The organism is Staphylococcus sp. ZWU0021, assembly GCF_000798895.1.
GTDB classification, from domain to species: domain Bacteria; phylum Bacillota; class Bacilli; order Staphylococcales; family Staphylococcaceae; genus Staphylococcus; species Staphylococcus saprophyticus.
Genome location: NZ_JTLN01000027.1, coordinates 228,480 through 255,190, shown reverse-complemented (window position 1 = coordinate 255,190; position 26,711 = coordinate 228,480). Strand labels below are relative to the sequence as shown.

Sequence of the window (26,711 nt, the reverse complement as noted above, 5' to 3'; positions counted from 1 at the left end):
GGAATTGTAACATTTCATTACATGCCACTTATAAAATGATGAAAAAGTACGCCCTAGTCATACGCCTAATATGATACTTTTCACACTGCTATAAACCTCTTTTTTAATAATTTATTGCACCTAACTGGTATTTTATCACTATATAGTTGTATTTACTAATAATTTTTAAAAATTACCCCTAATTAACTTCTAAGTCAATAATTTCACCAAATTCACTTGTATCTACAATAAAGCTGCCATTTGTATATTGTTCAGACAAATGAATATCTTTAATGGCGCCAGATTCTTGTTGTTTATCAGAATAAATTGTGTAAGTCGTGTGCTCAGGTTGAATTACGTCAGCCGCTACAATACGATGCGGTGACTTTTTCAATTCTTTCAGTAATGTAATTCCACGTTGTGCACGTTTGGCTGTTTGTAGTACTTTGAAACCAATACGTTTTAGTGATCCTCGTTGTGTTGCCATTAAAATTGAGTTGTTTGCACTAATGACCTGTGTTAACACGGCGAAGTCTTCATCTTTTAGATTAATTGATTTAACGCCAGCTGCTCTCAATCCTGTATCAGAGAGTTCATCACTACTATAGGTTAATGACATACCTTTGTTTGTAATAACAGTAATTAATTGAGTAGAGTCTATGCGCATGACATTAATAATTTCGTCATCATCTTTCACTTTCATTGCAACGAGAGGTTTATTGAATCGTGATGTTTTAAACATAGAAACATTACTGCGTTTAATCATTCCATGACGCGTAGCTAAAATATAAAATGCGTCTGGTTTAAAATCACTTTCGCAATACGCATCGATGATAAATTCACCTTCATCAAGTGGCACAATTTGAGAAACATGTTGACCTAATTCTTTCCATTTAATTTCAGCTAATTTATGTACTGGAATAAATAGATAACGCCCTTTATTAGTAAAGACCAATGCAGTATCAAGTGTATTGACTTCTTGATGTTTCATAAGTACATCACCGTCTTTTACACCAATTTCATTTACGCCACTGGCATTATAACTACGTAATGAAGTGCGTTTTATATAACCGTGTTTTGTAACACTCATAATAACCGTTTCACTAGGAATCATAACTTCTTTATCAATTTTAATTTCAGAAATCTCTGCTTCTATTGAAGACAAACGCCCTTGTTTAAAACGATTGCGAATTTCTGTTAATTCTTCTTTTATTACATTTAAAAGTGCACTATGATCATCTAAAATATTTTTTAAACGTCCAATTAGTGATTTTAATTCATCGTGCTCTTCTTGTAGTTGCACAATATCTGTGTTCGTTAAACGATATAATTGTAGTGTTACGATCGCTTCGGCCTGTGCCTCTGTAAAATCAAATTCAGCGACTAAGTTGTCTTTAGCATCTTTTTTATTCTTAGAAGCTCTAATTAACTTGATAACTTCATCTAAAATAGATAATGCTTTCATAAGACCTTCAACAATATGCATTCTGCTTTCAGCATGATCTAATTCATAACGTGTACGTTTAGTCACAACATCAATTTGATGATTTAAATAACTATCAATAAATTGACGAATCCCCATTAATACTGGTCTACCTTCACTAATAGCAACCATATTAAAGTTATAAGCAACTTGTAAATCTGTATTTTTGTATAAGTAATTTAATACAGCTTCACTATTTACGTCCTTTTTCAATTCAATGGCAATACGTAATCCAGTACGGTCTGTCTCATCTCTTACCTCAACAATACCATCCACTTTTTTATCAGCACGTAATTCATCCATCTTTTTAACAAGTGAACTCTTATTCACTTCATATGGGACTTCAGTAACAATTAATTGCTTTCTGCCATTTCTTAATTCTTCATCTTCGACTTTTGAACGAACAATAATTTTACCTTTACCAGTTTCATAAGCTTTTTTTATACCATCTATACCTTGTATAATGCCACCTGTTGGGAAATCTGGTCCTTTAACATACTTCATCAACTGAGCTACTGTGATATCAGGATTATCGATAAATTTAAGTGTAGCCTGAATCACCTCACCCAAATTATGTGGTGGAATATCTGTTGCATAACCAGCAGAAATACCCGTACTTCCGTTAATTAATAAATTAGGTAACCTTGCTGGTAATACCATCGGTTCCAAAGTAGTATCATCATAGTTTGGCATGAATGGTACTGTTTCTTTATTAATATCTCTTAAAAGTTCTTCAGAAATACGACTTAACTTAGCTTCTGTATAACGCATTGCTGCAGCCGGGTCATTGTCGATACTACCGTTATTCCCTTGCATTTCTATGAGCACATGACACAGCTTCCATCCCTGACTGAGTCTTACCATAGCATCATACACAGATGAGTCGCCATGAGGGTGATACTGTCCAATTACGTCACCGACTGTTTTAGCACTTTTACGGAAATTTTTATCATATGTGTTACCACTAGAATACATAGCATACAAAATACGTCTTTGAACAGGTTTGAGCCCATCACGAACGTCTGGCAATGCACGCTCTTGAATGATGTATTTACTATATCTACCAAAACGATCGCCAATAACATCTTCTAGCGATAAATCTTGAATTATTTCACTCAATTGATTTCCTCCTCATTAGGATGTTCCTGTTCTAAAATTTGGATTTCATTATTGTCTAATATACTTTGTTCTTCTTGTAATCCAAATTCAACATGGTTTTCTATCCATTCACGTCTAGGCGCAACTTTGTCACCCATTAATGTTGTTACACGTTTAGAAGAACGTAATTCATCTTCAACTTGAACTCTGATGAGTGTTCTTGTATCTGGGTTCATTGTCGTTTCCCATAATTGATCAGCGTTCATTTCACCTAAACCTTTATAACGTTGTAATGAGAAACCTTTGCCTAATTTTTTTTGTAATTTTTCTAATTCTTCATCAGTCCATGCGTATTCGATTTTTCTTGAGGCGCCTTTCCCTTTTTCTAATTTATAGAGGGGGGGTAAGGCAATAAATACCCTTCCAGCTTCTACAAGTGGTTTCATATATTTAAAGAAAAATGTTAATAACAGTACTTGTATATGTGCACCATCCGTATCCGCATCAGTCATAATAATTATTCTGTTATAATTACTATCTTCAATTTTAAATTCATTACCAACACCAGCACCAATAGTATGAATAATCGTATTAATTTCTTCATTTTTAAATATGTCATCTAGACGTGCTTTTTCTGTGTTAATGACTTTACCTCTTAAAGGCAGAATAGCCTGGTATTTACGATCTCTACCTAATTTTGCTGAACCACCTGCTGAGTCACCCTCAACAAGATAAAGTTCTTTCTTCTCAGTATTTTTACTTTGAGCTGGTGTTAATTTACCTGAAAGTAAAGTATCTTTACGTTTATTTTTCTTACCGGAACGTGCATCTTCACGAGCTTTACGCGCAGCTTCTCTAGCTTGTTGTGCTTTCAGCGCTTTTTTAACAAGTGATTTTGATAACTGACCTTTTTCTTCTAAATAATATGGAAGTTTGTCTGCTACTACAGAATCCACTGCACTTCTAGCTTCTGGTGTACCCAATTTAGACTTTGTTTGTCCTTCAAATTGAAGTAACTCTTCCGGAATACGGATGGAAATAATAGCTGTTAACCCTTCTCTAATATCATTTCCATCTAAATTTTTATCTTTTTCTTTTAGTTCATTAATACGGCGTGCATAATCATTAAATACACGTGTCATTGCAGATTTGAAGCCAACTTCATGTGTACCCCCGTCTTTTGTACGCACATTATTAACGAAGCTCAAAATACCTTCTGAATATTGATCATTGTATTGGAATGCAACTTCAACTTCGATATTATTAGCTTCACCAGAAAAGTCGGCTACATCATGTAAAACTTCTTTGCCTTCATTAACATAAGCAACGAATTCTTTAATACCATCTTCATAGTGAAAAACATCTTCACGTTCTTTTCCAGCTCTTAAGTCTTTCAATGTTATTTTAAGACGCTTAAGTAAAAAAGCTGACTCCTGAAGTCGCTCACTTAAAACATCATAATTAAAAGATGTTGCTGATTTAAATATCTCTGGATCTGGTTTAAATGTCACCTTAGTTCCAGTCTTTTTAGTCTTCCCGTGTTTAACCAAACCAGTTGTTGGTTTACCACCTTGTGCAAAACTTTGAGTATAGATATTGCCATCTCTGTATATTTCTACTTCTAACCATTCACTTAATGCATTAACAACGGAGGCACCAACACCATGTAATCCACCTGATGTTTTATATCCGCCTTGTCCAAATTTTCCACCAGCATGAAGTATTGTGAAAATGACTTGTACTGTAGGTTTTCCAGATGTATGTATACCTGTTGGCATCCCACGACCATTATCTTCAATTGTAATGCTTTCATCTTTATTAATTGTAACTTGGATTTCGCTACCAAAACCATTTAATACTTCATCGACGGAATTATCGACAACTTCATATACTAGATGATGTAATCCACGTTTATCGGTAGAACCAATATACATCCCAGGTCTTTTTCTTACGGCCTCTAATCCCTCAAGTACCTGAATGGAATCATCCGAATAATTATTTTTCTTATTCATTGCCAATCGTTTCGCCCTCCTACAAACGTACGTTCGTTTTTAAAACTATACATTAGTTATTCTTATATAAATCTTGATAAAATGCAAGTATCAAATGAATTTTCAATTGAGAAATAATACCCATTTTAAATTTTCATTCGTATTATCCTATGCTTATATGGTAAAATAATTTTAATGTCATTAAAGGATGTGGATTATATATGATGATTGTAATCATGTTAATACTAAGTTACCTTATCGGTGCTTTCCCAAGTGGCTATGTAATAGGTAAACTATTTTTCAAAAAAGATATCCGTCAATTCGGAAGTGGTAACACTGGGGCAACAAACAGCTTTAGAGTATTAGGAAAACCTGCTGGATTTCTTGTAACTTTCCTAGATATATTTAAAGGGTTCATTGTAGTGTTCTTTCCACTATGGTTACCTGTCCAAGCTGAAGGCCCAATAACTACATTTTTCACAAATGGACTTATTGTTGGTGCTTTTGCAATTTTAGGCCATGTATATCCAGTTTATCTTGGATTCAAAGGCGGAAAAGCCGTTGCAACAAGTGCTGGTGTCATACTAGGTGTCAATCCTGTCTTATTATTAATATTAGCAGCAATTTTCTTTGGAATATTATATTTAACAAAATATGTATCGTTATCAAGTATCATTGCATCTATTTGTTGCGTCATTGGTGCATTATTAATTCGAGACTATATCCTATTTATTGTTAGTATTGGTGTCGGTGTATTGCTCATTATTAGACATCGAACTAATATTGTAAGGATATTTAAGGGTGAAGAACCTAAAATTAAATGGATGTAACTATTACAATAGTCGTTCTACAAAATAATATGTTGTAAACAAAATTTGAGCTGGGGCGTTAATGCCTCCAGCTTTTTTATATCACATATTGAATCGTAAGATTTAAACACAGCTTTATGATCATTAATTCTATTATACTACTTATATGTATCATTATCATGCGTTATATATATTTCTCCGCATTGTAGAATGATTTGACATAACTAATTGAAAAATTATGTTATACTACTTTTAATATTACTGAAAGTGGGTAATATATAAAAATACTAATTCAATTTAGTTGCCAATAGTCATAAGTTAAGTACTTGTGAACCGAAAGGAGACTTTTATTATGGAAATAGAACTTTCAAATAATGCCGTGTCTTGGTTTAAAGAAGAACTTGAATTACCTGAAGGTGACAAAGTCTTACAATTCTTTGTACGTTATGGTGGCGAATTCCAATTAAAACAAGGATTCAGTCCTGCATTTAGCGTTGACAAAAAAGAGGATGTTGAAATTGGTTATGAAAATCATTACGACGGTTTAGATGTCGTAATTGCTGAAAAAGATTTATGGTATTTTGAAGACCATAATTTATTTATTGACGTAAATGATGGCATTGATGAAATTTCATATGCTACAAAATAACCTATATAATAAAAAGCGCCTGGCTCAAGTGTCAGACGCTTTTTATTATATATAGATATAGATATTAACCACTTCGTTTTATAAGCCGTTTATGACCTCTAAGCACTCTCCAGCCTTGTTTCTTTTATCAACTTCACTATAAGTTGCATGCCACTCAGGGAAATATTTATCTAATCTAATTGGTTTGAAATCTTCTTTTTTTATACAAGTCAATGCCGTTGAACCTGTTGTTGCAAGTTCCCCTGCTTCATTATAGATTTCATATTTATATATGGATCGCAAACGTGAATATCTTTCAACCCATGTTTTTATTGTTACTTTTTCCGGATAAAAGATCGATTTAATATACTTGATATCTAAATCGATTACTGGCGAAATAATACCACTATCTTCCATATCCTTATAACTAAAACCTAGTTTAGAAATATAATCTGTTCTTGCTACTTCAAACCACGTAGGATAATTACCATGATAGATTACACCCATTTGATCAGTTTCTGAATAACGTGCTTCAATTTGTGTCATACTGTAAATCATTTTTGCATCCTCTTTTCAATATTTCTACTGATACATATCATACCTTAAATATTAACATAAAAAAGATGGACTAGCATATGGCCAGTCCATCAGTAAACTTATTATACAGGTTTGTTTTTTTATTGTTGTCCAGCTAGCTTATTTCTTAATACAAGTTGTAAGATACCACCATGACGATAGTAATCCATTTCTACATTTGAGTCGAAACGAGCAATAGCTTTAAATTCAATTACCTCACCATTGTCTTTTTTAGCTTGTACTTTAACTAAGTCGTGTGGCTTAACATTTTCATCAATGTCTACAGAGATAACTTCAGTACCATCGATACCTAAACTATCAGCTGATTCGCCCTCTTGGAATTGTAGCGGCAATACGCCCATCATTACTAAGTTTGAACGGTGAATACGTTCGTAACTCTGCGCAATAACTGTTTTAACGCCTAATAAGTTTGTACCTTTGGCTGCCCAGTCACGTGAAGAACCCATACCGTAGTCGTTACCTGCTAATACAACTAATCCAGTACCGTTTTCTTTATATTTCATAGCTGCATCAAATATAGACATTTGTTCACCTGTAGGCCAGTAAGTAGTATAGCCACCTTCAGTACCAGGTGCAAGTTGGTTTTTAATACGAATATTCGCAAATGTACCACGCACCATAACTTCATGGTTACCACGACGAGAACCATATGAGTTAAATTGACGAATTGGCACGCCATGTTCAATTAAATATTTACCTGCTGGTGTATCTTTACCAATCGCACCTGCTGGAGAAATATGGTCTGTCGTTACAGAATCACCAAATTTACCCATTACTCGTAAATTATTTAATGAATCAATTGTTCCTGGTTCTTTAGATAAACCTTGGAAAAATGAAGGATTTTGGATATAAGTTGATTCTGGATCAAAATCATATAAAGGTTGATCCGTTACATCAATTTCATTCCACATTTCGTTATTGTTATATACAGTTTCGTACTCTTCTTTAAATAAATCTGGTGTAACAACAGTATCAACTGTGTCTGAAACTTCTTTGATTGATGGCCAAATATCTTTTAGATATACATCTTCGCCATCTTTACCTTTACCAAGTGGTTCATTTTGTAAGTCAATATCTACTGTACCAGCTAAAGCATAAGCAACCACTAATTGTGGTGATGCTAAATAGTTAGCTTTAACTAATGGATGAATACGACCTTCAAAGTTACGGTTACCTGATAAAACAGAAGTAACAAGTAAATCTTCTTCAGCAATCGCTTTTTCAATTTCTTCTAATAATGGACCAGAGTTACCGATACATGTTGTACAACCATAACCAACAAGGTTGAATCCTAAGTCATCAAGATATTCATTTAAACCAGAATCTCTTAAATAACCAGTAACAACTTTTGAACCTGGAGCTAATGATGTTTTAACATATTCAGGTACTTTAAGACCTTTTTCAACTGCTTTTTTAGCAACAAGTCCAGCACCTAACATAACATATGGGTTAGATGTATTCGTACATGAAGTAATCGCAGCGATCGCTAAATCACCCGTCTTCATAGTTGTTGAAGTGCCATCTTTAAATTCAATTGTTGCAGTTTTATCAAATTCACTCTTATCAAAACCATGACCTTGGTTACCCGCTGGTGCAGTTACTGATTTTTCGAATTCTTTTTTCATGTCACTCAAGAAGATTAAATCTTGTGGACGTTTAGGACCTGATAATGAAGCTTCAACAGTAGCTAAATCAAGTTCTACAACATCTGTGTACTCAGGATCTTCTTTTTCTACAGTAAAGAACATGCTATTTTCTTCTAAATATGTTTTAACTAAGTCAATTTGTTCTTCAGAACGACCTGTTAAACGCATATATTTTAATGCTTCTTCATCTACTGGGAAGAAACCACAAGTAGCACCGTATTCAGGAGCCATATTAGCAATTGTTGCACGGTCAGCTAATGGTAAATGTTGTACACCTGGACCGAAGAACTCAACAAATTTGCCTACAACGCCTTTTTTACGTAACTCTTGTGTTACACGTAATGCTAAGTCCGTTGCAGTAGCACCTTGTGGTAAAGCATTTGATAGTCTAACACCAATAACTTCAGGAATTGGGAAGTATGAAGGTTGACCTAACATACCAGCTTCGGCTTCAATACCACCGACACCCCAACCTAATACGCCAAGACCGTTAATCATTGTCGTATGTGAATCGGTACCAACTAATGTATCTGGGAATGCAACAGTTTCACCATCAACTTCACGTGCATGTACAACGTTAGCTAGGTACTCTAAGTTAACTTGGTGTACGATACCCGTTGCTGGTGGAACAGCACTATAATTATTAAATGCTTTAGTTGCCCAATTTAAGAACTGGTAACGTTCATAGTTTCTTTCAAACTCTAATTTCATATTTCGTTCTAGCGCTTCTGGATTAGCATAGCTATCTACTTGTACTGAGTGGTCGATAACTAAATCAACAGGCACTTCTGGATTGATCTTATTTAAGTCGCCACCTACATCATTCATGGCTTTACGTAATGAAGCTAAGTCTACGACAGCAGGTACACCTGTGAAATCTTGTAGAATTACACGTGAAGGTTTGAAAGGAACTTCTCCTTCTGCACCTTCAGTAAAATCAGATAACGCTTTGATGTGTTCATCTGTAATTACAAAACCATCTTCTTGTCTTAAAACAGATTCTAGTAATACTCTAATTGAATATGGCAGTTTCGCTACTTTAGTTAAACCTTGTTCTTCTAAAGTGTTTAAATCATAATACGTGTATGATTTCCCATTTAAGTCAAACGATTTTTTCGCTTGCTGTTTAATATTAGAAGCCATATAAATCCCCCTTGAATTTTTTTAATATATGCCGTTAGTTAAATTGTATAATTATATGTAGTTTAAAACAACTAGATAGAGCCAGAAACATGGCTAAATTAGATTTGATTTTTCAATCAGTATACATAAGCAAAACTTATTGCTAAATGCAGGTGTAATAAGTTATTATTATCAGTTGAGAATCATTATCAGCTAATTTCATTATCCTACAAAAAAACTGAGAACCCAATTGGATTCTCAGTTTTTGACTATTAATCAATATTATTTTTCTGCTTTTTCTGCATCTCTTAATGGTGTACGTTTTTCAATAATATCATCTTCATAATCTTCTTGTTGATGTTGTACATAATCTTGCAATCTATGTTTATTTGGTGTCAAAGTAAGTCCTAAGAACTTACGCTCTTGGTTCGCATCTTTGTAGAATGAAATCATCATCATGATCACTACAAAGGAGAACGGTAAGGCACTTATAATGGCGGCACTTTGAATCGCATTCAATGCTTCAGCACCATTACCTCCACCAGCAAATAATAATACGAATGCAATTAATGATTGTGCGATACCCCATGTAACTTTAATCATAATAGAAGGCTCTAATGAACCATTTGTCGTTTGCATACCTAATACAAATGTTGCTGAGTCAGCAGAGGTAATAAAGAATGATGCGATTAATACTAATGCAATAATAGATAGTATAATACCTAGTGGAATTTCATTGAACACACCAAAGAGTTGTGTTTCAGCAGTCATATCGAATAATTCTGGATTTTTCTTACCAGTTTCAATTCCAAGTACACCGAATACACTGAACCAAACGAAACTTACTAACGCTGGTACTAAAAGTACCCCAGCAATAAATTCACGAATAGAACGTCCTTTAGATACACGTGCAATGAAAATACCTACGAATGGGCTCCAACTTAACCACCAACCCCAATAGTAAAGTGTCCAACTAGACATCCATTCACGTTTTTGAGGGTTTAAAGCTGCAGTGTCAAACGTATTTAATAAGAATGAGTTCAACAAACTACCTGTAGAACTTGTCATCATATTTAAAATCAATACTGTCGGTCCAATGATTAAAACAGCAATCATTAAAATTGCACCTAAACTAATATTTAAATTACTTAAATATTGGATGCCTTTACTTAAACCAGACCAAGCACTCATAATAAATAGAATAGTTACAACTACAATAATAATTGCTTGTACCCAAACATTATTTGGTATGCCAAATAAATAGTGAAGCCCACCATTGATTTGCAATGCGCCCATACCTAGTGATACGGCAACACCTACTACTGTAGCGAATACAGCAAGCACATCAATGATTGTCCCAATTGGGCCTTCAACTTTATTTCCTAAGATAGGACGTAATGTTCTAGAAATTAATCCAGGTTCCCCTTTTCTAAATTGGGCATAAGCGAGCGCTAATGCAACTACGCCATAAATTGCCCATGCATGGAATCCCCAATGGAAAAACGTTGAACGTAAGGCCTCGGTATAAGCTGCTGCAGTTTTCGGATCCGCATTTGGCGGCGCTGCAAAGTCAGCCATTGGTTCTGCTGCACCATAGAATACAAGCCCAATACCCATACCAGCACTGAACAACATAGCAAACCATGAAATTGTATTAAATTCAGGTTTGTCGTTCGGTTTACCTAACTTCAATTTACCAATCGGGCTAAAGATTAGGAAAATACAGAAGAATACAATAAACGTTGTAAGAATTAAGTAATACCATCCTAGTTTATCAGTAATCCATAGTTTAATTGTATTCGTAACATGATCAAATTGTTCCGGTAACACTGCGCCGATAATAACAACAATCGCTACGATAATCGCACTATAGATAAAAACTGGAGATAATTTCTTACCATTAGGTTGGTTACTAGAAGAATTCATAATTAATTACTCCCTTTCTTATCATATTAAATTTTCGAATCTAAATTAGAATGATTAGAATTTCTAAACACTACTATTTTATGTAATAGCCACGTATTACAATAACAAAACAATGAGTTAATATCAAATTTCATTAAATAAACTATTTTCTAAACTTTACATATAATGTATAATAAATTTTAAATTTAATTAAGAGGAGTTAATTATATGTTAAAGGAATTCAAAGAGTTTGCACTTAAAGGTAATGTTTTAGATTTAGCAGTTGCTGTAGTTATGGGCGCAGCATTTAATAAAATTGTTACTGCTTTAGTTTCATACATTATCATGCCATTAATTGGTTTAATTTTCGGTACTGTTGACTTTGCTGAAAGCTGGTCATTTATGGGTATTAAATATGGTATGTTCGTTCAATCAATTATTGATTTCATCATCATTGCATTCGCTTTATTCATTTTCGTTAAAATTGCTAATACGTTAATGAAGAAAGAAGAGGAAGAAGAAATCGAAGAAAACACTGTATTATTAACGGAAATCCGCGACTTATTACGTGAAAAAAATTAATTCGATTTAATTAGCATAAAGCGAAAAAAATTAAGCTTTTTTAAAATTTTCATAGTTCGCTCTAGTTTAAATCAAAAAAGCCAAGACATTTCAAAATGTCTTGGCTTTTTTCTTATTTAAATATATTTTTTTTATACTCTATTGTTTTTTAAAATGTGTTGTACTTTGATACTGTTCTGTGGTTACTTCCAATATAAGCGGTATTCTTTGCTTGAGTTCACTTACGTGAGAAATAATCCCAACCATGCGACCCGTTGATTTTAAACTTAGCAATGTATCTAGTGCAGTTTCTAGTGTTTCCTGATCTAAAGTACCAAATCCTTCATCTACAAACATTGAATCAAGTGAAATCCCACCTGATTCTTGTTGCACAATTTCACTTAATCCCAATGCTAATGCTAATGATGCCTGAAATGTTTCTCCACCAGATAACGATGTAATGTGGCGTGATTGATTTGAATGTGCATCGAACACATCTATTTCTAGTCCACTATAGCCTTGAGATATTTGAGCTCGTCTCGTTAATTGGTATCTCTGTCCCGTCATAATTGCTAAGCGCTGATTAGCTTGAGTAAGAATACGCTCCAAGTAATATATTAATACATAATTTTCCAACGTTAATTTTTGTTCATTTTTCCCTGCTAAAATTTCTGCTAATTGAAATACTTCTTGTTGAGATTGCAATTCACTATTTAACTCATCTATAATTTTATTTATTTCAGTTATTTTTTTAGAATTAAACTCCATTTTATAGTCATGTTGACTTAATTCAGTTGAAGCTGTTTCATATACTTGTTGCATTTCTTCAAATCGTTCTTTTAGTTGTTGTGTATCATCTAGCTTCTTATTATTTGTTTCAGCTTTTAGTTGCGCTATATATAATTCGTAAGATTGTTTCTCTTTTTTGAAAGTTTCAATTTCTTTTTCTAAATTTTGCTTTTCTGATGCTTGTGCTGTTACTTTTTCAACTTGTTCTATTGATGTAAAACCAATACGTTGCATTTCCTCATTGATTTTCATATCAGTCTCATTGATTTCAGTTTCTATTTCAGCAAGGTTATTTTTTAAATAAGTTACACTATTTTTTTCTATTGCTAAAGTACTCTTATAATTTTGTATTTTTTGTTCAATTTCATTTAGCGTTTGATCAAATTGGCGTATTTGATTATAAGCATCTTCAAATTTTGTTAAAAATTCATCAACCCGTTTATAACCTGTTGTATTTTCAAAATCGTTTATCGCAGTTTCATTTTCTTTTAATATGTGTTCTTTTTTTTGAATATTCATCTGTAAATCGTGTGAACTTTTTTCATATTGTTGTAATTGGTCTTTTAATTTTTCTATTTCATTATTTTCTTCATCTATTTTTTTCTTTTCTTGATATTTCTTCTCAACTTCATCTTCTAGAGCTTCATAATTTATATTTTCCAATGAAGCTATAGTATATTTTGATAATTGCTCCTCAATGTGTGACAATTCACTTTCACATTTAATAATATCTCCTTTTACAGTAGCTATTTTTTCTTCTAATAGCGTGAGCTGTTGATGTCTTTCCATTATTTCATCAAAATCCACGTGACTCGATAATGTATGAATTTCATTACCACAGATTGGGCAAGTTTCACCAGTATGTAGAGCTGCTTGTACTGTTGCAATTACATCTTGTTTGTTGTTTAAATCTAATTTAGATTTATCAATATTATTATATTCCTCATTGAGTTGCACACGCTTTTGACTTAAATCTTTAAGATTACGTTGCTTTTGCATTTTTCTTTTCTCTAATGCATCATACTCAATTTTATCTTTTTCATTTTGCTTCAATTGTTTAATATCATTATTAAGGTTGTATATTGCTTCCGTAATTTGTTCTATCTTTCGATAATCAGGCTGACGTTGATTTAATTTAGCTGTAGTATCTTTGATTTCCTCATTTTTTTGAGTTAAATGCGCTTCTAAATCTGTAAATGCTGTTTTCGTGAACTGATAATTGTTGTAGGCATCTTTATATTTATTTGCTTTTTCAAAAAACAATTGCGTCTGTTCAATAAAACGCCTTAGTTCCTCAATATCATCTTGCTTCTCTTTAAGGTTATCCGCTTCAAGGTTACTTTGTTTTATCTTATCCTCCAAATCAAAGATACTTTTAGATTTTTCTTCAATACTTTGCGCTACTTTACCTTTTTTGGAAATTGTATTTTCTTTTACTTCTAATAAATTCGTAATGGGTCTTACTTCGTTGATTTCTGTTACACGCTTAACTTTTTCTTGGATTTCGTGTTCATTAACTAATAATGCTTCATATTTTTGTTGATTTTCATTGAGCTTATTTAAAGCATCCTCTAATTTAATATTATTATTTAAAGCATTTTCTGTACTGTTGACTTTATTTTTTAATATTTCTTTTTTCTGTTCAAAGTCATCTCGTATTATTTGTGCTTTCATTTTAAAATCTGGTAATACCTTAATGATATTGTTCGTTTGTCTAGCACTTATTACTTTATGCTCGCATAATGTTTCATCATCAAAAGTTTCCAATTCTTTCCAATGATTTTCTAAATCGTTGTACCTTTTTTCTATTTGCTCTCTTACTTCTTTTACATCATCAGATAATTTTTTTTGAATTTCTTCAAATCTCTGACTGTTAAACAGTGTTCTTAATATATCTTGTTTTTCCACACTTTTCGAGAGTAAAAATCGTTTAAATTCACCCTGTGGTAATATAAACAGTTGTCGAAATTGTTCAGCATTCACACCTAGTAGCGCTTTGATAAATTGATTACCACTATTAATTTTACTTTCTCTAAGTGCATAATCATCTTGTTCATATTGATAAACTGCTAGTTGCCCTAGTGTTTTATTTTTATTACCTTCCTTTATAAATGCACCTTGTCTTTGAATTTTAAAATATTGATTTCTTAATTTAAATTCAAATTCGACAACCATTGGTTTTTTACTTTCAGCAAAATGACTCCTTAAATCGCTTTCTTTTCTATCTTTTGTGGAAGCTTCACCAAATAATGCAAACACAATAGCATCAAATATCATCGTCTTGCCTGAACCAGTTTTTCCACTGATTAAAAAGAGTTGGTTATTTTCTACATTATTAAAATCAATTGTTTCATTTAAAAAGGGACCGAAATTAGTTAAATTCAGTTTAATGGGTCTCATTTATTTAGAACCCTCCTCAAGTAATGCTGTCATAATTTTTTCTATTTTTTTACTTTGATTCGTAGTTAAATGTTCACCCGTTATACTATTATAAAAATTATCAATTATTGTTTCATCATCTAATTTTTGAATTTCAATATTTTCATGGTGTATAGATGTATTAAAATCAAACGTCTGATTGGTTAACGCTAAAGTATTAGGATAAATTTGCTTCAAATGCATCATAGGATCACTCACATGTGACATATGCTTTAATTTAAAATGTAAATAATTTTCTTTATGTTTTACTTCTAACTTTTCTTGTATTGCATCTTCATAATTACCTTCAATCACTTCTAATTGTCTTAGAGGCTTTAATGGTATAAATTTGTCTGTTATTTTTTGATTTTTAATTTCTACTATTTTATAACCTTTTGGTTGTTTCGTTTCTGAAAATGAATATTGTAACAATGAACCACTGTAATTTATAAAATTAGATTCAATACTGAAAGGATGATGTAAATGTCCAAGCATAACTCTATCAAACTGATTAAATAGATTCTCATCAACTGACTCAACTGTACCTATAGTCAACGGCCTTTCAGATTCAGAGCGAATTCCACCTTGTACTGTTAAATGACCAACAAAAATATTCACTTTATTCTCATCTATGACTTCATGCATATATGCCAACACTCTGTTTAAAGCCTGTTGGTGTGTTTCTATAGCTTTGTCATCAAAGAAATATTGCATTTCATTTATAGTGGCAAAAGGCATTGTGTAAAAATCAACGTTCCCAATCGTTACTGGTTTATTCATATCATTAAGGTCAGTACGTATGTACATATGTGATTTTTCAAACCATTTTGAGCCATAATTTAATCTTTCCTTACTATCATGGTTACCATTAATCATAATTAAAGGAATACTCATTTCTAAATTTAATATATCAATTGTCTGTTCAAGTAATTGAATCGCATCTTTATTTGGATAACTTGTGTCATATAGATCACCCGCAATGACAATAACGTCGGGTTGTTCTAATTTCATTGCCTCAATAAATTTATCTAGTATATACGCTTGGTCTTCTAGTAACGACTTCCCATTTAATATTCGCCCTAAATGCCAATCCGCAGTATGTATGATTTTCATTATATCGCCCTCTCTTAGAACGTTTGTTCGTATTAATAGTTTATTATATTTTTCATAACGCTTCAAGTATAATAAAAGAGCCGTTTACCTTTATAGATAAACGGCAATAATTTATTGAATTAAATTACTTTTAACTTTTTTGAATTTATATAACATTGCTATTCTCCAAGGTACAATCATGCAAAATGCTAATAAGAAAAACATACCTGCAATTTCCCCTGGATCAATTTGGTTACTTATAAATATTTTGATTACTGTACGAATTAACAACAATGATATAAGAATAATTGGAAACGCTTTTGAACGTTTCATGTAAATTTCACTACCCTGTGTTTCGAATTTAGATGTCCAAATTAATATGGTAGAAAATAATAACCCCATAATGATACATTCTAAAATCTCAGTTCCAGTTAATCTAAAATAAGGTACCACGTACATCAATGCACCTGTTGCCATAAAAAATGGAGGTAGTATAATTTTCTTTTCATTTACGGGAAATTGTTGTGCTTTCATTCTGACTATAATGACACCAATACCCATTAAAAATGCGAAAACTATTGAAAATACTAAATACAACATGCTTACACCTTCTTTGTGTTTCTACAAGATGATATTTACCTTGGATAGTATATCACTTAATAAATTAATAATCAGTATTTATAGCCTAATTTATTATTTAATCTTCAAAATTTAAGGCTTAATGTTCATATCATGTCTTTTAGTTATGTAGAAAACGACATAGTCAAATGCTTATTCACAATATACACAAAATAAAACCAGCTTATATTTAAGCTGATTTTACTACATGTGTATTTTTATATTGCATTTGTTTGTGTACATGCGGACAATGCATCGTTTAAAGTGTATCTAAGATAATTCATATCATGTAATTGCATCGCGTTATGATATTTCTTAAATGCTTCGTCGGTCGGAAAGTTAATATGCATATTTGCTAGTCGATCAAGTACTTCTTTATCTTCCATGGCATAAGCATCCTTCACTTATTACTACCTCCCTTATATTCATATTATAACAAATTACAATCTATAATCAATTATTTTTCTGAATATTCGAATTTTTATTGTTATACTCTCCTACACTAATTACGTATTCATTCTATAAATTACCTATAAGAATATATTGTAAATTGATTATTGTATTCTTATTTTTCAAAAAGAATGTTATATAACTTATTTTTAAAATTCTCAATATCCTCATTCATATATTCATCTTATAACTTTTGACTTACACTATCTGTTGGGTAGTGAATTTTATCTTTTTCATCAGTTACAGCTGTGAAGTAACCTTTGCAACTTGAATCGAATTTGGGAATTGAGTGTTACCATCGAGCAACCACTTCCTTTGATTTTTTGATGCACTTTCATACCCTTTATTATCTACATTTGTAGTATTAAGAAAAGGTATATTTTCATCATCTGGAATTATTATTTTCAAAAACATTCCAAATGCTTTTAATTCATAATTTTGTACCCGAATAATGAAAAAGAAGTTATGAAATACTAAACAATGTATTTATAAATGCGATTTAAAAATTCATAGTCATTTTGCCACTGTGTTGCCAGAGCAAAAAATAAGGGCTGAAAGTTACTTTTTACAAGTAGCTCCCAGCCCTTTAATGATGTTCTATTTAGATTTTTTCAATTGATCTTGTTGATTTTTATTCATCATTGTCATCATTTGATTTATTTTCTTTTGAGAAGGTTTTTGACCCATTTGCATCATCATCATTCGTAGCATTTCTTCATTGATTGGTGGGTTCTTTTTAAGATAATCCATCATATATTTTCTTGCAAGGAAAAATCCACCTACTAAACCTAAAATTAATGCTAACACGATTAATACGATTGCTAACCAAGTTGCCATTGTTTCACCCACTTTCCTACCCTAATGAATTTTACTAAAATTAGTGCTCATTTTCAAGAGCAACTCTATTTATATAAATTATCGACTTATGTATTATATCAATTTCAAAATCAATTTGTAAATATAAGCTTATTTTAATTATAAAATAAAAAATGGTATGAGAACTTAAGTTCTCATACCAACAAAATCAATTTTCACTACACTAATTAAAATGTTTGAATTTGATTTAATACATTTTCTTTAGTAAAGCCATATTTTTCAACAACTAAGTCTCCAGGAGCACTAGCACCAAATCCGTCGATACCAATTACTTTACCTTCTGTACCTACATATTTGTGCCAACCAAGTGGTGATGCCATTTCAATAGCAACACGTTTAGTAATTGATGATGGTAATACAGATTCTTTATATTCATCAGGTTGTTGGTCAAAAGCGTTCCAGTTTGGCATAGAAACAACACGTACACCTTTACCTTGAGCTTCTAAATCTTTAGCAGCTTCTATAGCTAAGTTAACTTCAGAACCAGTAGCTAATAGTAAGAATTCTGGTGCTTTATCTGATTCAAATACTACATAAGCACCTTTACGAACACCTTCTTCTACAGTTTCTTTAGAAAGATCCATAGTTGTAAGATTTTGACGTGTTAATACTAATGAAGTTGGTGTGCCTTCTGATTCTAAAGCAACTTCCCAAGCAACACGTGTTTCGTTACCATCTGCTGGACGAATAACGTTCATATTTGGAATTGCACGTAAACCAGCTAATTGTTCGATTGGTTCATGAGTTGGACCATCTTCACCAACAGCGATTGAGTCATGTGTAAAGATAAATGTTGAATTTAGACCCATAATTGATGATAAGCGTAATGCTGGTTTTAAGTAGTCGCTAAATACAAAGAATGTTGCGCCATATGGATGTAATCCGCCGTGAGCAGCCATACCATTTACAGCGGCACCCATTGCAAATTCACGTACACCAAACCAAATATTTTTACCTTCTGGCGTTTCTTTATCGAAATCAGGTGCATCTTTAACATTTGATTTATTTGAACCAGCTAAATCTGCTGATCCACCAAAGAATGAAGGCACTGTTTTACTTAATGCTTGAATCACTTCACCTGAGTCTGCACGTGACGCGCCACTGTGTCCAGCTTCAAAATGAGGTAATGCTTCACTATAATTGACAGGCAATTTACCACTGATTGCTAATTTAAATTCTTCTGCAAGCTCAGGATAATCTTTACTGTAAGTTTCTACAAGTTTATTCCATGCTTCTTCTTTTTCATTTGCACGTTTTAACATGCTTTGTTGGAAGATTTCATAAACTTCTTCTGGTACATTAAAGCGTTTTTCTGGATCTAAACCATAGTTTTCTAACGCTAATTTTCTTTCATCTTCTCCAAGTGGCGCACCGTGCACACCGTGAGAACCTTCTTTATTAGGCGCACCGAAACCGATTACAGTTTTAATTTCTATAATTGTTGGAACATCTTGTGATTTAGCTTCTTCAATAGCTTTATCAATTGCATCTAAATCATTGCCATCTTTAACTAAAATGTGTTTCCAACCGTAAGCTTCGAAACGACCTTTTACATCTTCAGAGAATGCTTTATCTAAATCTCCATCTAACGAGATATCATTTGAATCATATAAAACGATTAATTTATCTAATTGATTATGACCTGCTAAAGAAGCTGCTTCATGAGAAATACCTTCCATTAAGTCACCGTCAGAAGCAAGAACATATGTGTAATGATCAACAACGTTAGCATTTTCTTTATTAAATTTACCAGCTAAGTGTTTTTCAGCCATCGCCATACCTACAGACATAGCAAAACCTTGTCCAAGTGGACCAGTTGTTACTTCAATTCCATCTGTATGTTTAAATTCTGGGTGTCCTGGTGTTTTAGAACCCCATTGTCTAAATTGTTTTAACTCTTCTAATTCTAAACTACCTGAAACATGTAATAAACTATATAATAAAGCAGAACCATGTCCAGCAGATAATACAAAGCGATCTCTATCAAAGAAATCTTTTGATTGGGGGTTAAAATTTAAATGGCGTGTCCATAGTGTATATGCCATTGGAGCAGCACCCATTGGTAATCCAGGGTGTCCTGAATTGGCTTGTTCAACAGCATCGATACTCAATGCTCTAATCGTATCAACCGCTAATTGATCTTTTTCTTTATTCATCTAAATGACTTCCTTTCTTCTAACAAGATTCTATATCATTATACCTTATTTAATATCTATTTAACAAAATATTGATTTTCTATTTATCTTCTTTCTCTTTCGCATCTAAAATTTTCTTCACTTTATCCGGAGTGACATCATTACCTTCAGGATCAATGACTCTTGTACTTTCAATTTGTTGTTTAAAGTTTTTTCTAAAAGATTCTAGATAAGCTTTTCGCAATTTCGATTGTTCTTTAGCTTCATTTTCTGTAAGTCCTTGTTCCTTTTTCTTTTTTGCTAATTCATTAATTCTTTTTATATCTACACCATCTTTTTGAGACATTATAAACCTCCGTTATTATTAATATAAAAAATATAACAAAAAAGTGAACGAAACTAAATTGTTTCGCTCACCTTAACCCAACCTTATTATCATCATTAATCATTGTCTTTTATATATATTTTAATACATTGATGCCATTACGGGTTGTGAATCTTGTTCGCTTTTCTGCTCCAATTTAGTATTGTTTTGTTCGCTATTGTTAGATTGTTGCGTCATTTGGTGATCTGTCATTTCGTACGTCTGTTCTGAATTAGCGTTGTTATAAGCACTTAATATAAAAATTGCGCAAAGAACCATAGTTGCAATTAACACCATTGTATAAGCTTTTATTTGAGATTTATATATTTTTATCATTTATAGTCACTCCTAGAACGTTTGTTTGTATAGTTACTTTATCAGAACATTTGTTCTATGTCAACACCGAAACGAACAAACGTTTGTAAAACGGATATACACATGCTATAATTAGGTTAAATTAGATTAGGGAGTGCCTATTATGAGAGAGTTAACTAAACGACAAAATGAGATTTTTGAATATATAAAACAAACTGTTCACGCTAAAGGATACCCACCAAGTGTTAGAGAAATCGGTGAAGCTGTTGGTCTCGCATCTAGCTCAACAGTTCATGGTCATTTATCTAGATTAGAAGAAAAAGGTTATATTAGAAGAGATCCTACTAAACCACGTGCCATTGAAATAGTAACTGAACAATTAGGTGAACCTATTAATATGGAAGAAACAATTCATGTTCCTGTAATTGGCAAAGTAACAGCAGGTATACCAATAACTGCTGTTGAAAATGTTGAAGAGTACTTCCCTTTACCAGAACATTTCACATCTACACACAATAGTGATATTTTTATTTTAAATGTAGTTGGAAATAGTATGATTGAAGCAGGTATTCTTGATGGAGACAAAGTCATTGTTAGAAGCCAAACAATTGCCGAAAATGGTGATATTATTGTCGCTATGACTGAAGAAAATGAAGCTACAGTCAAACGCTTCTTTAAGGAAAAAGCACATTACCGTCTACAACCAGAAAATAGTTCAATGGACCCTATTTATTTAGATCAAGTTACTGTCTTAGGAAAAGTGGTCGGATTATTTAGAGAAATGTAATTGGTAATTTAGAGCAATTTAAGACACTCTCAAAAAAATAAGCGAATGCGCAATTGCGCATTCGCTTATTTTTTTCTATTCTTTTCTAAAACTTCTTTAACTTTTTCAAGTATATCTTCTGTTTTATCTTTTTTATTTGTTGTCATAACTTATCCATCCTCACAAATCATGGATACCCGTATACAACTATAATAAAACATTAGCCTGTATAATTTTCTGTCCAGTAAGGTTGCCTATTTTTATTAAAATCGACACCCACACCAAGAGTATTAAATTCTTTTTTAAGTATATTTTTTCTATGACCTAATGAATTCATTAAACCTTGGTGTGCATAAATACTACTTGCTTGACCATATGCTAAATTTTCTCCTGCTGCATTGAAATCATGACCATCTGCCTCCAATCTATCAAAAGGAGATTCTCCTGATAAATTGTTATGATCAAAATAGTTATTATCAGCCATATCTTTACTGTGTTTTCTGGCAGTATCTGAAATACTAGATGAATAGCTTAATGTATTTAAATTATGTTGAACCCTTTCAGCATTTACTAAATCAAAGTTTTGTAGTTCGAAACTTTGGGCTAAATTATCAGAAGGTGCACCATATTGTTGTTGTAAACGATTTTCCATTTTGTCACTAACCTGTAAAAGCGCAGTTAAGTTATTGTTCTCATGTTTATCATAAAATGCCGTTGTATAAATGCTGTCTTTATGAAAATTATCATATTCATCGTCTTGAACATCAAATTTTACGTTACCTTTTTGTTTATCTTTAATTGGTTCGCCAAGTCTATCTCGCACAATTTGTTTAGGTGTACCGTATTTAATTTTCGATTTAGAAGAAATTAGATTTTGATTACTATAAAGTGCATTCACTCTATCATCAATATAACTTACCATTACAAATGCTCTATAATCATCAGAATAATACGTATGCCAGTGTGTGCCATATTCATTTGATGTCACTCGTTTAGCTTTGCCAAGTTTGTTATCGACGTCCTGTTTTGACATATTCATTTGAATATTATTCACAGCAAAATCTTGTTTATTAGGTACTTTCAGTTCATCGTTCGTTGCTGTTTCGCTTGAAGTCCAACTATCAACACTCGATTTGAGTTGCTGCTGTAACGATGTCATAGGTGCCGTTTCTTTGATAGGGACGACTAATACAATGATCAAAAAAATGACTATATATAATAAAAGTCTTCTGATTTTAAACACCTACTATAAATTTTGGTCTCTATCACCATTAAAAATTGAGTTTCTTACGATAACGTAATCTACTTTTCTTAATGAATTTAAGTCTTTGCCACCTGCATATGAAATTGAACTTTGTAAATCTTGTTGCATTTCAGTTAAAGTATTAAAAAGTGAGCCTTTATGTTCAACAAACATTTTTTTACCTTCAACGTTTTTATGTTCACCTTTTTGGAATTCAGATGCGCTACCAAAATATTCTTTATACATTTTGCCATCTAATTCCACTGTTTCACCTGGTGATTCTTCATGTGCAGCAAATAATGATCCTACCATAACCATTGATGCACCAAAACGAATTGATTTTGCAATATCACCATGTGTTCTAATACCACCATCTGCTATTATTGGTTTACGCGCTGCTTTACTACAATGATTTAAAGCAGATAATTGCCAACCACCTGTACCAAATCCAGTTTTAATTTTAGTAATACATACTCTACCTGGTCCAATACCTACTTTTGTTGCATCAGCGCCTGCATTTTCTAATTCACGTACGCCTTCTGGTGTACCTACATTTCCAGCAATTACAAATACTTCTGGAATATGTTTTTTAATATGTTTAATCATATTGATAACTGAATCAGAATGTCCATGAGCGATATCAATCGTAATATACTCAGGAATCACGTTTTCAGCAGCTAATGATTCAACAAAACCAAATTCGCGTTCTTTAACACCAACTGAAATTGAAGCAAATAAACCTTTTTCTTGCATCTTTTTAATAAAAGGAATACGACCTTCTTCATCAAATCTATGCATAATATAGAAATAATCATTCTCAGCGAACCATTCCGCTAATGTTTCATTCATTACTGTTTGCATATTTGCCGGTACTACAGGTAGTTTAAAACTTCTAGGTCCAAATTGAATTGTTGTATCACATTCCGAACGACTGTTTACAATACATTTATTTGGTACAAGTTGTATATCTTCATAATCAAAAATTTTCATTTTAACAAACCCCTAACATTTTTAATAAAACTTTTATATAATGGTAAGATTTTCATGATGTTAATGAGCATTATCATTGAAATAATTGATAATTTTATCATTTTTCCGAACAATAACTTTTTTATTTATCTTTTCCAATAGATAATATACATTGTTTTATATCAAATGTAAACTGACTTTAGTCGTAAATTACCAACTAGATTTTTTCACTCCTGGAATTTGCCCTTTATGTGCATAATCTCTTAATGCAATGCGTGACATACCAAATTTACGATAAACACCTCTAGGTCTGCCAGTTACTTTACATCTTCTTGTTAATCTCGTAGGAGAACTATCTCTTGGCAATTTTCTTAAAGCTTCATAATCGCCCTTATCTTTTAGCTCTTTTCTCAATTCGTAATACTGTGCAACCAACTTTTCTCTTTTCTGCTCTTTTGCTATTTTAGATTTTTTTGCCATCTATTTTCCTCTCCCTTTTACAAATCGTAATTATTACGTTTTATATCATAACATATTTTTCTATCTATTCAATCTTTAATCTTTAATTAATTTTTAGTGGATATGTATTTTAATGTAATTCTTCAAATTGCACATTATTAAAATGTTGAAAGATTAAATTTTATATGGTAATATTATAAAACGTAATCATTACTATTTGGAAAGAGGTGTTAACTTTGCGCGTAAATATTACATTAGCATGTACTGAATGTGGCGATCGTAATTATATTTCTACAAAAAACAAACGTAATCATCCTGAACGTATTGAACTTAAAAAGTTTTGTCCAAGATTAAATAAATATACGTTACATCGTGAAACTAAGTAGTACATTTCATTACTTATCTTTTAAATACGACATTTAAAAATTGGAATTTGTAATATATGTTGTTTTTTTAATTTAAAAAGCAGCATATTAGTCTAATGTTCTGAGTTTTGAACAATAGAGTCTGGGACAAAAATAGATGTCTCAGACTCTTTTTCGTTTAGGCAGTAGATGACTGAATAGAAAATGTAAAGTCCCACTGCTTTAAAGAACTACTACTTCTATTTATGAAAATTAGTAGTTCTTATGCATAAAAATGCTAGTAGACTTATACATGCGCTTCAGCTCTGAAAACTTTTCAATCCTAGTCATCCTACTTTTGTTAATAAAATTAAGCCTCACCTCAAAAAAGCCAGCGAAATAAATTTCGTTGGCTTTAAATATGATGTTTATTCAACTTGTGCTTATTTTATTATTAAATTGTGTTAAATTAGTCTTTAACTTCAAGATCAACATCATTAATGTCAATGCCTAATGCTTTAGCTACACCTTTACCATATTCACTATCCGCTTTATAACAATGACGAATATGACGGTGTTGTACTTCTAATGTTGTACCTTGCATTTCATTCGCTGTATTTTCAAAAATACGCTCTTGCTGTTCTTTAGATTGTAATCTGAATAAACGTCCTGGCTGTTCGAAGTAGTTATCGTCATCTTCACGGAAATCATATTCGTAAGCTTCGCCTTCTACTTTTAATCCAGGTTTTTTAAATTCAGGTTGATCTTCAAATGCACCTTCACTGTTTGGATAATAGTGCGTACTACCACCTTGATTGTTATCCAGAATTCTCATTTGACCATCTCTACTAAATGGACAGATATTTTCAATCCCTACACCTTTAGGTTGGTTTACTGGAATTTGCCAATGGTTCACACCTAATCTATAACGTTGTGCATCACCATATGAGAATAAACGTCCTTGTAACATTCTATCTGGAGAGAAGTCAATACCAGGTACAATGTTAGTTGGTGCAAATGCTGCTTGTTCTACATCTTGGAAATAGTTATCTGGATTGCGATTAAGTTCCCATTCTCCAACTTCGATTAGTGGATAGTCGCCTTTATACCATACTTTAGTTAAGTCAAAAGGATTATCTTTATGATTTCTTGCTTGTTCTTCAGTCATTACTTGGATATACGTTTTCCATTTTGGATAATCTTTATTTTCAATTGCTTCGAATAAATCTCTTTGTGAAGATTCTCTATCTTCTGCAATTGTTCGTGCCGCTTCATCCGGTTGTAAGTTTTCAATACCTTGTTGTGTTCTATGATGGAATTTAACCCAAACACGTTCACCTTTATCATTGTACATTGAGTACGTATGTGAACCAAAGCCATGCATATTTCTAAAGCCTTTTGGAATACCACGATCTGTCATCAAGATTGTTACTTGATGTAAAGCTTCTGGTAATGATGTCCAAAAGTCCCAATTGTTTTGAGCACTACGCATATTTGTTCTAGGATCTCGTTTAACTGCGTGGTTTAAACTTGCGAATAATTTCGGATCTCTAAAGAAGAATACTGGTGTGTTATTACCAACTAAGTCCCAGTTACCTTCATCCGTATAGAATTTCAATGCAAAACCACGAATATCACGTTCTGCATCAGCTGCACCACGTTCACCAGCTACTGTTGAAAAACGTGCGAACATTTCTGTTTGTTTACCTACTTCAGAGAAAATACTTGCTGAAGTATATTGTGTAATATCATTTGTTACCGTAAAAGTACCAAAAGCACCTGAACCCTTAGCGTGCATACGGCGCTCCGGAATCACTTCTCTATCGAAGTGTGCCATTTGTTCTAAAAAGTACCAATCTTGCATTAATAACGGTCCTCTTGGACCCGCTGTCATACTGTTCTCTCTATCTGAGACTGGCGCACCGAAAAGGCTTGTCAATTTTTTATTATTGCTCATTTTACTTCCCCCTTACTTCATCTAGATAATAATAATTATTATCTAGTATTTATTTTAATGTATCCTCCACGTAAAAGCAAACATTGGCTCACTAATT

At 32.3% G+C, this 26,711-nt stretch carries 22 protein-coding genes; 5 read left to right on the top strand and 17 right to left on the bottom strand.

What is annotated here, in order from left to right; all coding sequences use genetic code 11:
- Positions 1 to 178 precede the first annotated feature (178 nt).
- Complete coding sequence (gene parC / locus L987_RS06625) at positions 179 to 2,581, bottom strand: DNA topoisomerase IV subunit A (RefSeq protein ID WP_011303177.1); 2,403 nt, start codon at positions 2,579 to 2,581, stop codon at positions 179 to 181.
- A complete protein-coding gene (parE, locus tag L987_RS06620; protein WP_103301490.1) occupies positions 2,578 to 4,572 on the bottom strand; it encodes a DNA topoisomerase IV subunit B in 1,995 nt (664 codons plus the stop codon). Before parE ends, parC begins: the two co-directional genes overlap by 4 nt.
- A 200-nt stretch (positions 4,573 to 4,772) precedes the next feature.
- Here parE and plsY point away from each other — a divergent pair, with 200 nt between their 5' ends.
- A complete protein-coding gene (plsY, locus tag L987_RS06615) occupies positions 4,773 to 5,381 on the top strand; it encodes a glycerol-3-phosphate 1-O-acyltransferase PlsY (protein WP_002483371.1) in 609 nt (202 codons plus the stop codon).
- 331 nt (positions 5,382 to 5,712) lie between these two features.
- On the top strand, positions 5,713 to 6,009 hold the full coding sequence (locus L987_RS06610) for a HesB/YadR/YfhF family protein (protein WP_002483372.1): 297 nt from the start codon (positions 5,713 to 5,715) through the stop codon (positions 6,007 to 6,009).
- Between the two features lie 78 nt (positions 6,010 to 6,087).
- Here L987_RS06610 and menI read toward each other — a convergent pair whose 3' ends face one another.
- The 3 genes from menI to L987_RS06595 form a co-directional block, all read right to left on the bottom strand.
- Positions 6,088 to 6,546: a 1,4-dihydroxy-2-naphthoyl-CoA hydrolase MenI gene (gene menI, locus L987_RS06605; protein WP_011303179.1), complete on the bottom strand. Its 459-nt coding sequence runs from the start codon at positions 6,544 to 6,546 to the stop codon at positions 6,088 to 6,090.
- 119 nt (positions 6,547 to 6,665) lie between these two features.
- Entirely contained in the window at positions 6,666 to 9,374 is a 2,709-nt protein-coding gene (gene acnA / locus L987_RS06600; protein ID WP_011303180.1) for an aconitate hydratase AcnA, read from the bottom strand.
- Positions 9,375 to 9,635: 261 nt separating this feature from the next.
- Entirely contained in the window at positions 9,636 to 11,279 is a 1,644-nt protein-coding gene (locus L987_RS06595) for a BCCT family transporter (RefSeq protein ID WP_047503694.1), read from the bottom strand.
- A gap of 207 nt (positions 11,280 to 11,486) precedes the next feature.
- On the opposite strand from L987_RS06595, the gene mscL reads away from it, so the two are divergent.
- The gene (gene mscL / locus L987_RS06590; RefSeq protein ID WP_011303182.1) at positions 11,487 to 11,840 is read left to right on the top strand and encodes a large conductance mechanosensitive channel protein MscL; all 354 of its coding nucleotides are present in this window, start codon (positions 11,487 to 11,489) and stop codon (positions 11,838 to 11,840) included.
- A gap of 138 nt (positions 11,841 to 11,978) precedes the next feature.
- On the opposite strand, the gene sbcC is transcribed toward mscL, so the two are convergent.
- The 8 genes from sbcC to sosA form a co-directional block, all read right to left on the bottom strand.
- Positions 11,979 to 15,008 carry an exonuclease subunit SbcC gene (gene sbcC / locus L987_RS06585; protein WP_047503691.1) on the bottom strand — a complete coding sequence of 1,010 codons (3,030 nt, stop codon included), beginning with the start codon at positions 15,006 to 15,008 and terminating at the stop codon, positions 11,979 to 11,981.
- Complete coding sequence (gene sbcD / locus L987_RS06580) at positions 15,009 to 16,139, bottom strand: exonuclease subunit SbcD (RefSeq protein WP_011303184.1); 1,131 nt, start codon at positions 16,137 to 16,139, stop codon at positions 15,009 to 15,011.
- A 111-nt stretch (positions 16,140 to 16,250) separates the two neighbouring features.
- On the bottom strand, positions 16,251 to 16,718 hold the full coding sequence (locus L987_RS06575) for a CcdC family protein (protein WP_011303185.1): 468 nt from the start codon (positions 16,716 to 16,718) through the stop codon (positions 16,251 to 16,253).
- A 236-nt stretch (positions 16,719 to 16,954) separates the two neighbouring features.
- Positions 16,955 to 17,140, bottom strand: coding sequence for a hypothetical protein (locus L987_RS06570; RefSeq protein ID WP_047503688.1), 186 nt, complete (start codon positions 17,138 to 17,140; stop codon positions 16,955 to 16,957).
- Positions 17,141 to 17,783: 643 nt separating this feature from the next.
- The gene (locus tag L987_RS06565) at positions 17,784 to 18,023 is read right to left on the bottom strand and encodes a YneF family protein (RefSeq protein ID WP_011303187.1); all 240 of its coding nucleotides are present in this window, start codon (positions 18,021 to 18,023) and stop codon (positions 17,784 to 17,786) included.
- Between the two features lie 206 nt (positions 18,024 to 18,229).
- A complete protein-coding gene (tkt, locus tag L987_RS06560) occupies positions 18,230 to 20,218 on the bottom strand; it encodes a transketolase (RefSeq protein ID WP_011303188.1) in 1,989 nt (662 codons plus the stop codon).
- 79 nt (positions 20,219 to 20,297) lie between these two features.
- Positions 20,298 to 20,543, bottom strand: coding sequence for a DUF896 domain-containing protein (locus L987_RS06555; protein ID WP_011303189.1), 246 nt, complete (start codon positions 20,541 to 20,543; stop codon positions 20,298 to 20,300).
- 120 nt (positions 20,544 to 20,663) lie between these two features.
- Positions 20,664 to 20,897 (bottom strand): DNA damage-induced cell division inhibitor SosA, encoded by a 234-nt coding sequence (sosA, locus tag L987_RS06550; RefSeq protein ID WP_041784811.1) that lies wholly within the window; start codon positions 20,895 to 20,897, stop codon positions 20,664 to 20,666.
- A gap of 142 nt (positions 20,898 to 21,039) precedes the next feature.
- On the opposite strand from sosA, the gene lexA reads away from it, so the two are divergent.
- Entirely contained in the window at positions 21,040 to 21,663 is a 624-nt protein-coding gene (lexA, locus tag L987_RS06545; RefSeq protein WP_011303190.1) for a transcriptional repressor LexA, read from the top strand.
- A 199-nt stretch (positions 21,664 to 21,862) separates the two neighbouring features.
- Here lexA and L987_RS06540 read toward each other — a convergent pair whose 3' ends face one another.
- The 3 genes from L987_RS06540 to rpsN form a co-directional block, all read right to left on the bottom strand.
- Positions 21,863 to 22,885, bottom strand: a complete 1,023-nt coding sequence (locus L987_RS06540; RefSeq protein WP_047503685.1) for a CAP-associated domain-containing protein — start codon at positions 22,883 to 22,885, stop codon at positions 21,863 to 21,865.
- Positions 22,886 to 22,888: 3 nt separating this feature from the next.
- Positions 22,889 to 23,875 carry a GMP reductase gene (gene guaC / locus L987_RS06535; RefSeq protein WP_011303192.1) on the bottom strand — a complete coding sequence of 329 codons (987 nt, stop codon included), beginning with the start codon at positions 23,873 to 23,875 and terminating at the stop codon, positions 22,889 to 22,891.
- 189 nt (positions 23,876 to 24,064) lie between these two features.
- Positions 24,065 to 24,334 (bottom strand): 30S ribosomal protein S14, encoded by a 270-nt coding sequence (gene rpsN / locus L987_RS06530; RefSeq protein ID WP_011303193.1) that lies wholly within the window; start codon positions 24,332 to 24,334, stop codon positions 24,065 to 24,067.
- 215 nt (positions 24,335 to 24,549) lie between these two features.
- Between rpsN and rpmG the strand changes: the two genes are divergently transcribed.
- On the top strand, positions 24,550 to 24,699 hold the full coding sequence (gene rpmG, locus L987_RS06525) for a 50S ribosomal protein L33 (protein WP_011303194.1): 150 nt from the start codon (positions 24,550 to 24,552) through the stop codon (positions 24,697 to 24,699).
- Between the two features lie 427 nt (positions 24,700 to 25,126).
- On the opposite strand, the gene L987_RS06520 is transcribed toward rpmG, so the two are convergent.
- Positions 25,127 to 26,614: a catalase gene (locus tag L987_RS06520; protein WP_047503682.1), complete on the bottom strand. Its 1,488-nt coding sequence runs from the start codon at positions 26,612 to 26,614 to the stop codon at positions 25,127 to 25,129.
- Positions 26,615 to 26,711: the final 97 nt, after the last annotated feature.

What these genes read in the sequence shown, in the direction of transcription:
- parE (WP_103301490.1), bottom strand. Translation starts at nt 4,572, where the DNA reads ATGAATAAGAAAAATAATTATTCGGATGATTCCATTCAGGTACTTGAG.
- acnA (WP_011303180.1), bottom strand. Translation starts at nt 9,374, where the DNA reads ATGGCTTCTAATATTAAACAGCAAGCGAAAAAATCGTTTGACTTAAAT.
- rpsN (WP_011303193.1), bottom strand. Translation starts at nt 24,334, where the DNA reads ATGGCAAAAAAATCTAAAATAGCAAAAGAGCAGAAAAGAGAAAAGTTG.
- guaC (WP_011303192.1), bottom strand. Translation starts at nt 23,875, where the DNA reads ATGAAAATTTTTGATTATGAAGATATACAACTTGTACCAAATAAATGT.
- L987_RS06520 (WP_047503682.1), bottom strand. Translation starts at nt 26,614, where the DNA reads ATGAGCAATAATAAAAAATTGACAAGCCTTTTCGGTGCGCCAGTCTCA.
- L987_RS06555 (WP_011303189.1), bottom strand. Translation starts at nt 20,543, where the DNA reads ATGTCTCAAAAAGATGGTGTAGATATAAAAAGAATTAATGAATTAGCA.
- lexA (WP_011303190.1), top strand. Translation starts at nt 21,040, where the DNA reads ATGAGAGAGTTAACTAAACGACAAAATGAGATTTTTGAATATATAAAA.
- sbcD (WP_011303184.1), bottom strand. Translation starts at nt 16,139, where the DNA reads ATGAAAATCATACATACTGCGGATTGGCATTTAGGGCGAATATTAAAT.
- plsY (WP_002483371.1), top strand. Translation starts at nt 4,773, where the DNA reads ATGATGATTGTAATCATGTTAATACTAAGTTACCTTATCGGTGCTTTC.
- L987_RS06610 (WP_002483372.1), top strand. Translation starts at nt 5,713, where the DNA reads ATGGAAATAGAACTTTCAAATAATGCCGTGTCTTGGTTTAAAGAAGAA.
- L987_RS06565 (WP_011303187.1), bottom strand. Translation starts at nt 18,023, where the DNA reads ATGGCAACTTGGTTAGCAATCGTATTAATCGTGTTAGCATTAATTTTA.
- sosA (WP_041784811.1), bottom strand. Translation starts at nt 20,897, where the DNA reads ATGATAAAAATATATAAATCTCAAATAAAAGCTTATACAATGGTGTTA.
- tkt (WP_011303188.1), bottom strand. Translation starts at nt 20,218, where the DNA reads ATGAATAAAGAAAAAGATCAATTAGCGGTTGATACGATTAGAGCATTG.
- L987_RS06575 (WP_011303185.1), bottom strand. Translation starts at nt 16,718, where the DNA reads ATGTTGTATTTAGTATTTTCAATAGTTTTCGCATTTTTAATGGGTATT.
- sbcC (WP_047503691.1), bottom strand. Translation starts at nt 15,008, where the DNA reads ATGAGACCCATTAAACTGAATTTAACTAATTTCGGTCCCTTTTTAAAT.
- menI (WP_011303179.1), bottom strand. Translation starts at nt 6,546, where the DNA reads ATGATTTACAGTATGACACAAATTGAAGCACGTTATTCAGAAACTGAT.
- mscL (WP_011303182.1), top strand. Translation starts at nt 11,487, where the DNA reads ATGTTAAAGGAATTCAAAGAGTTTGCACTTAAAGGTAATGTTTTAGAT.
- L987_RS06595 (WP_047503694.1), bottom strand. Translation starts at nt 11,279, where the DNA reads ATGAATTCTTCTAGTAACCAACCTAATGGTAAGAAATTATCTCCAGTT.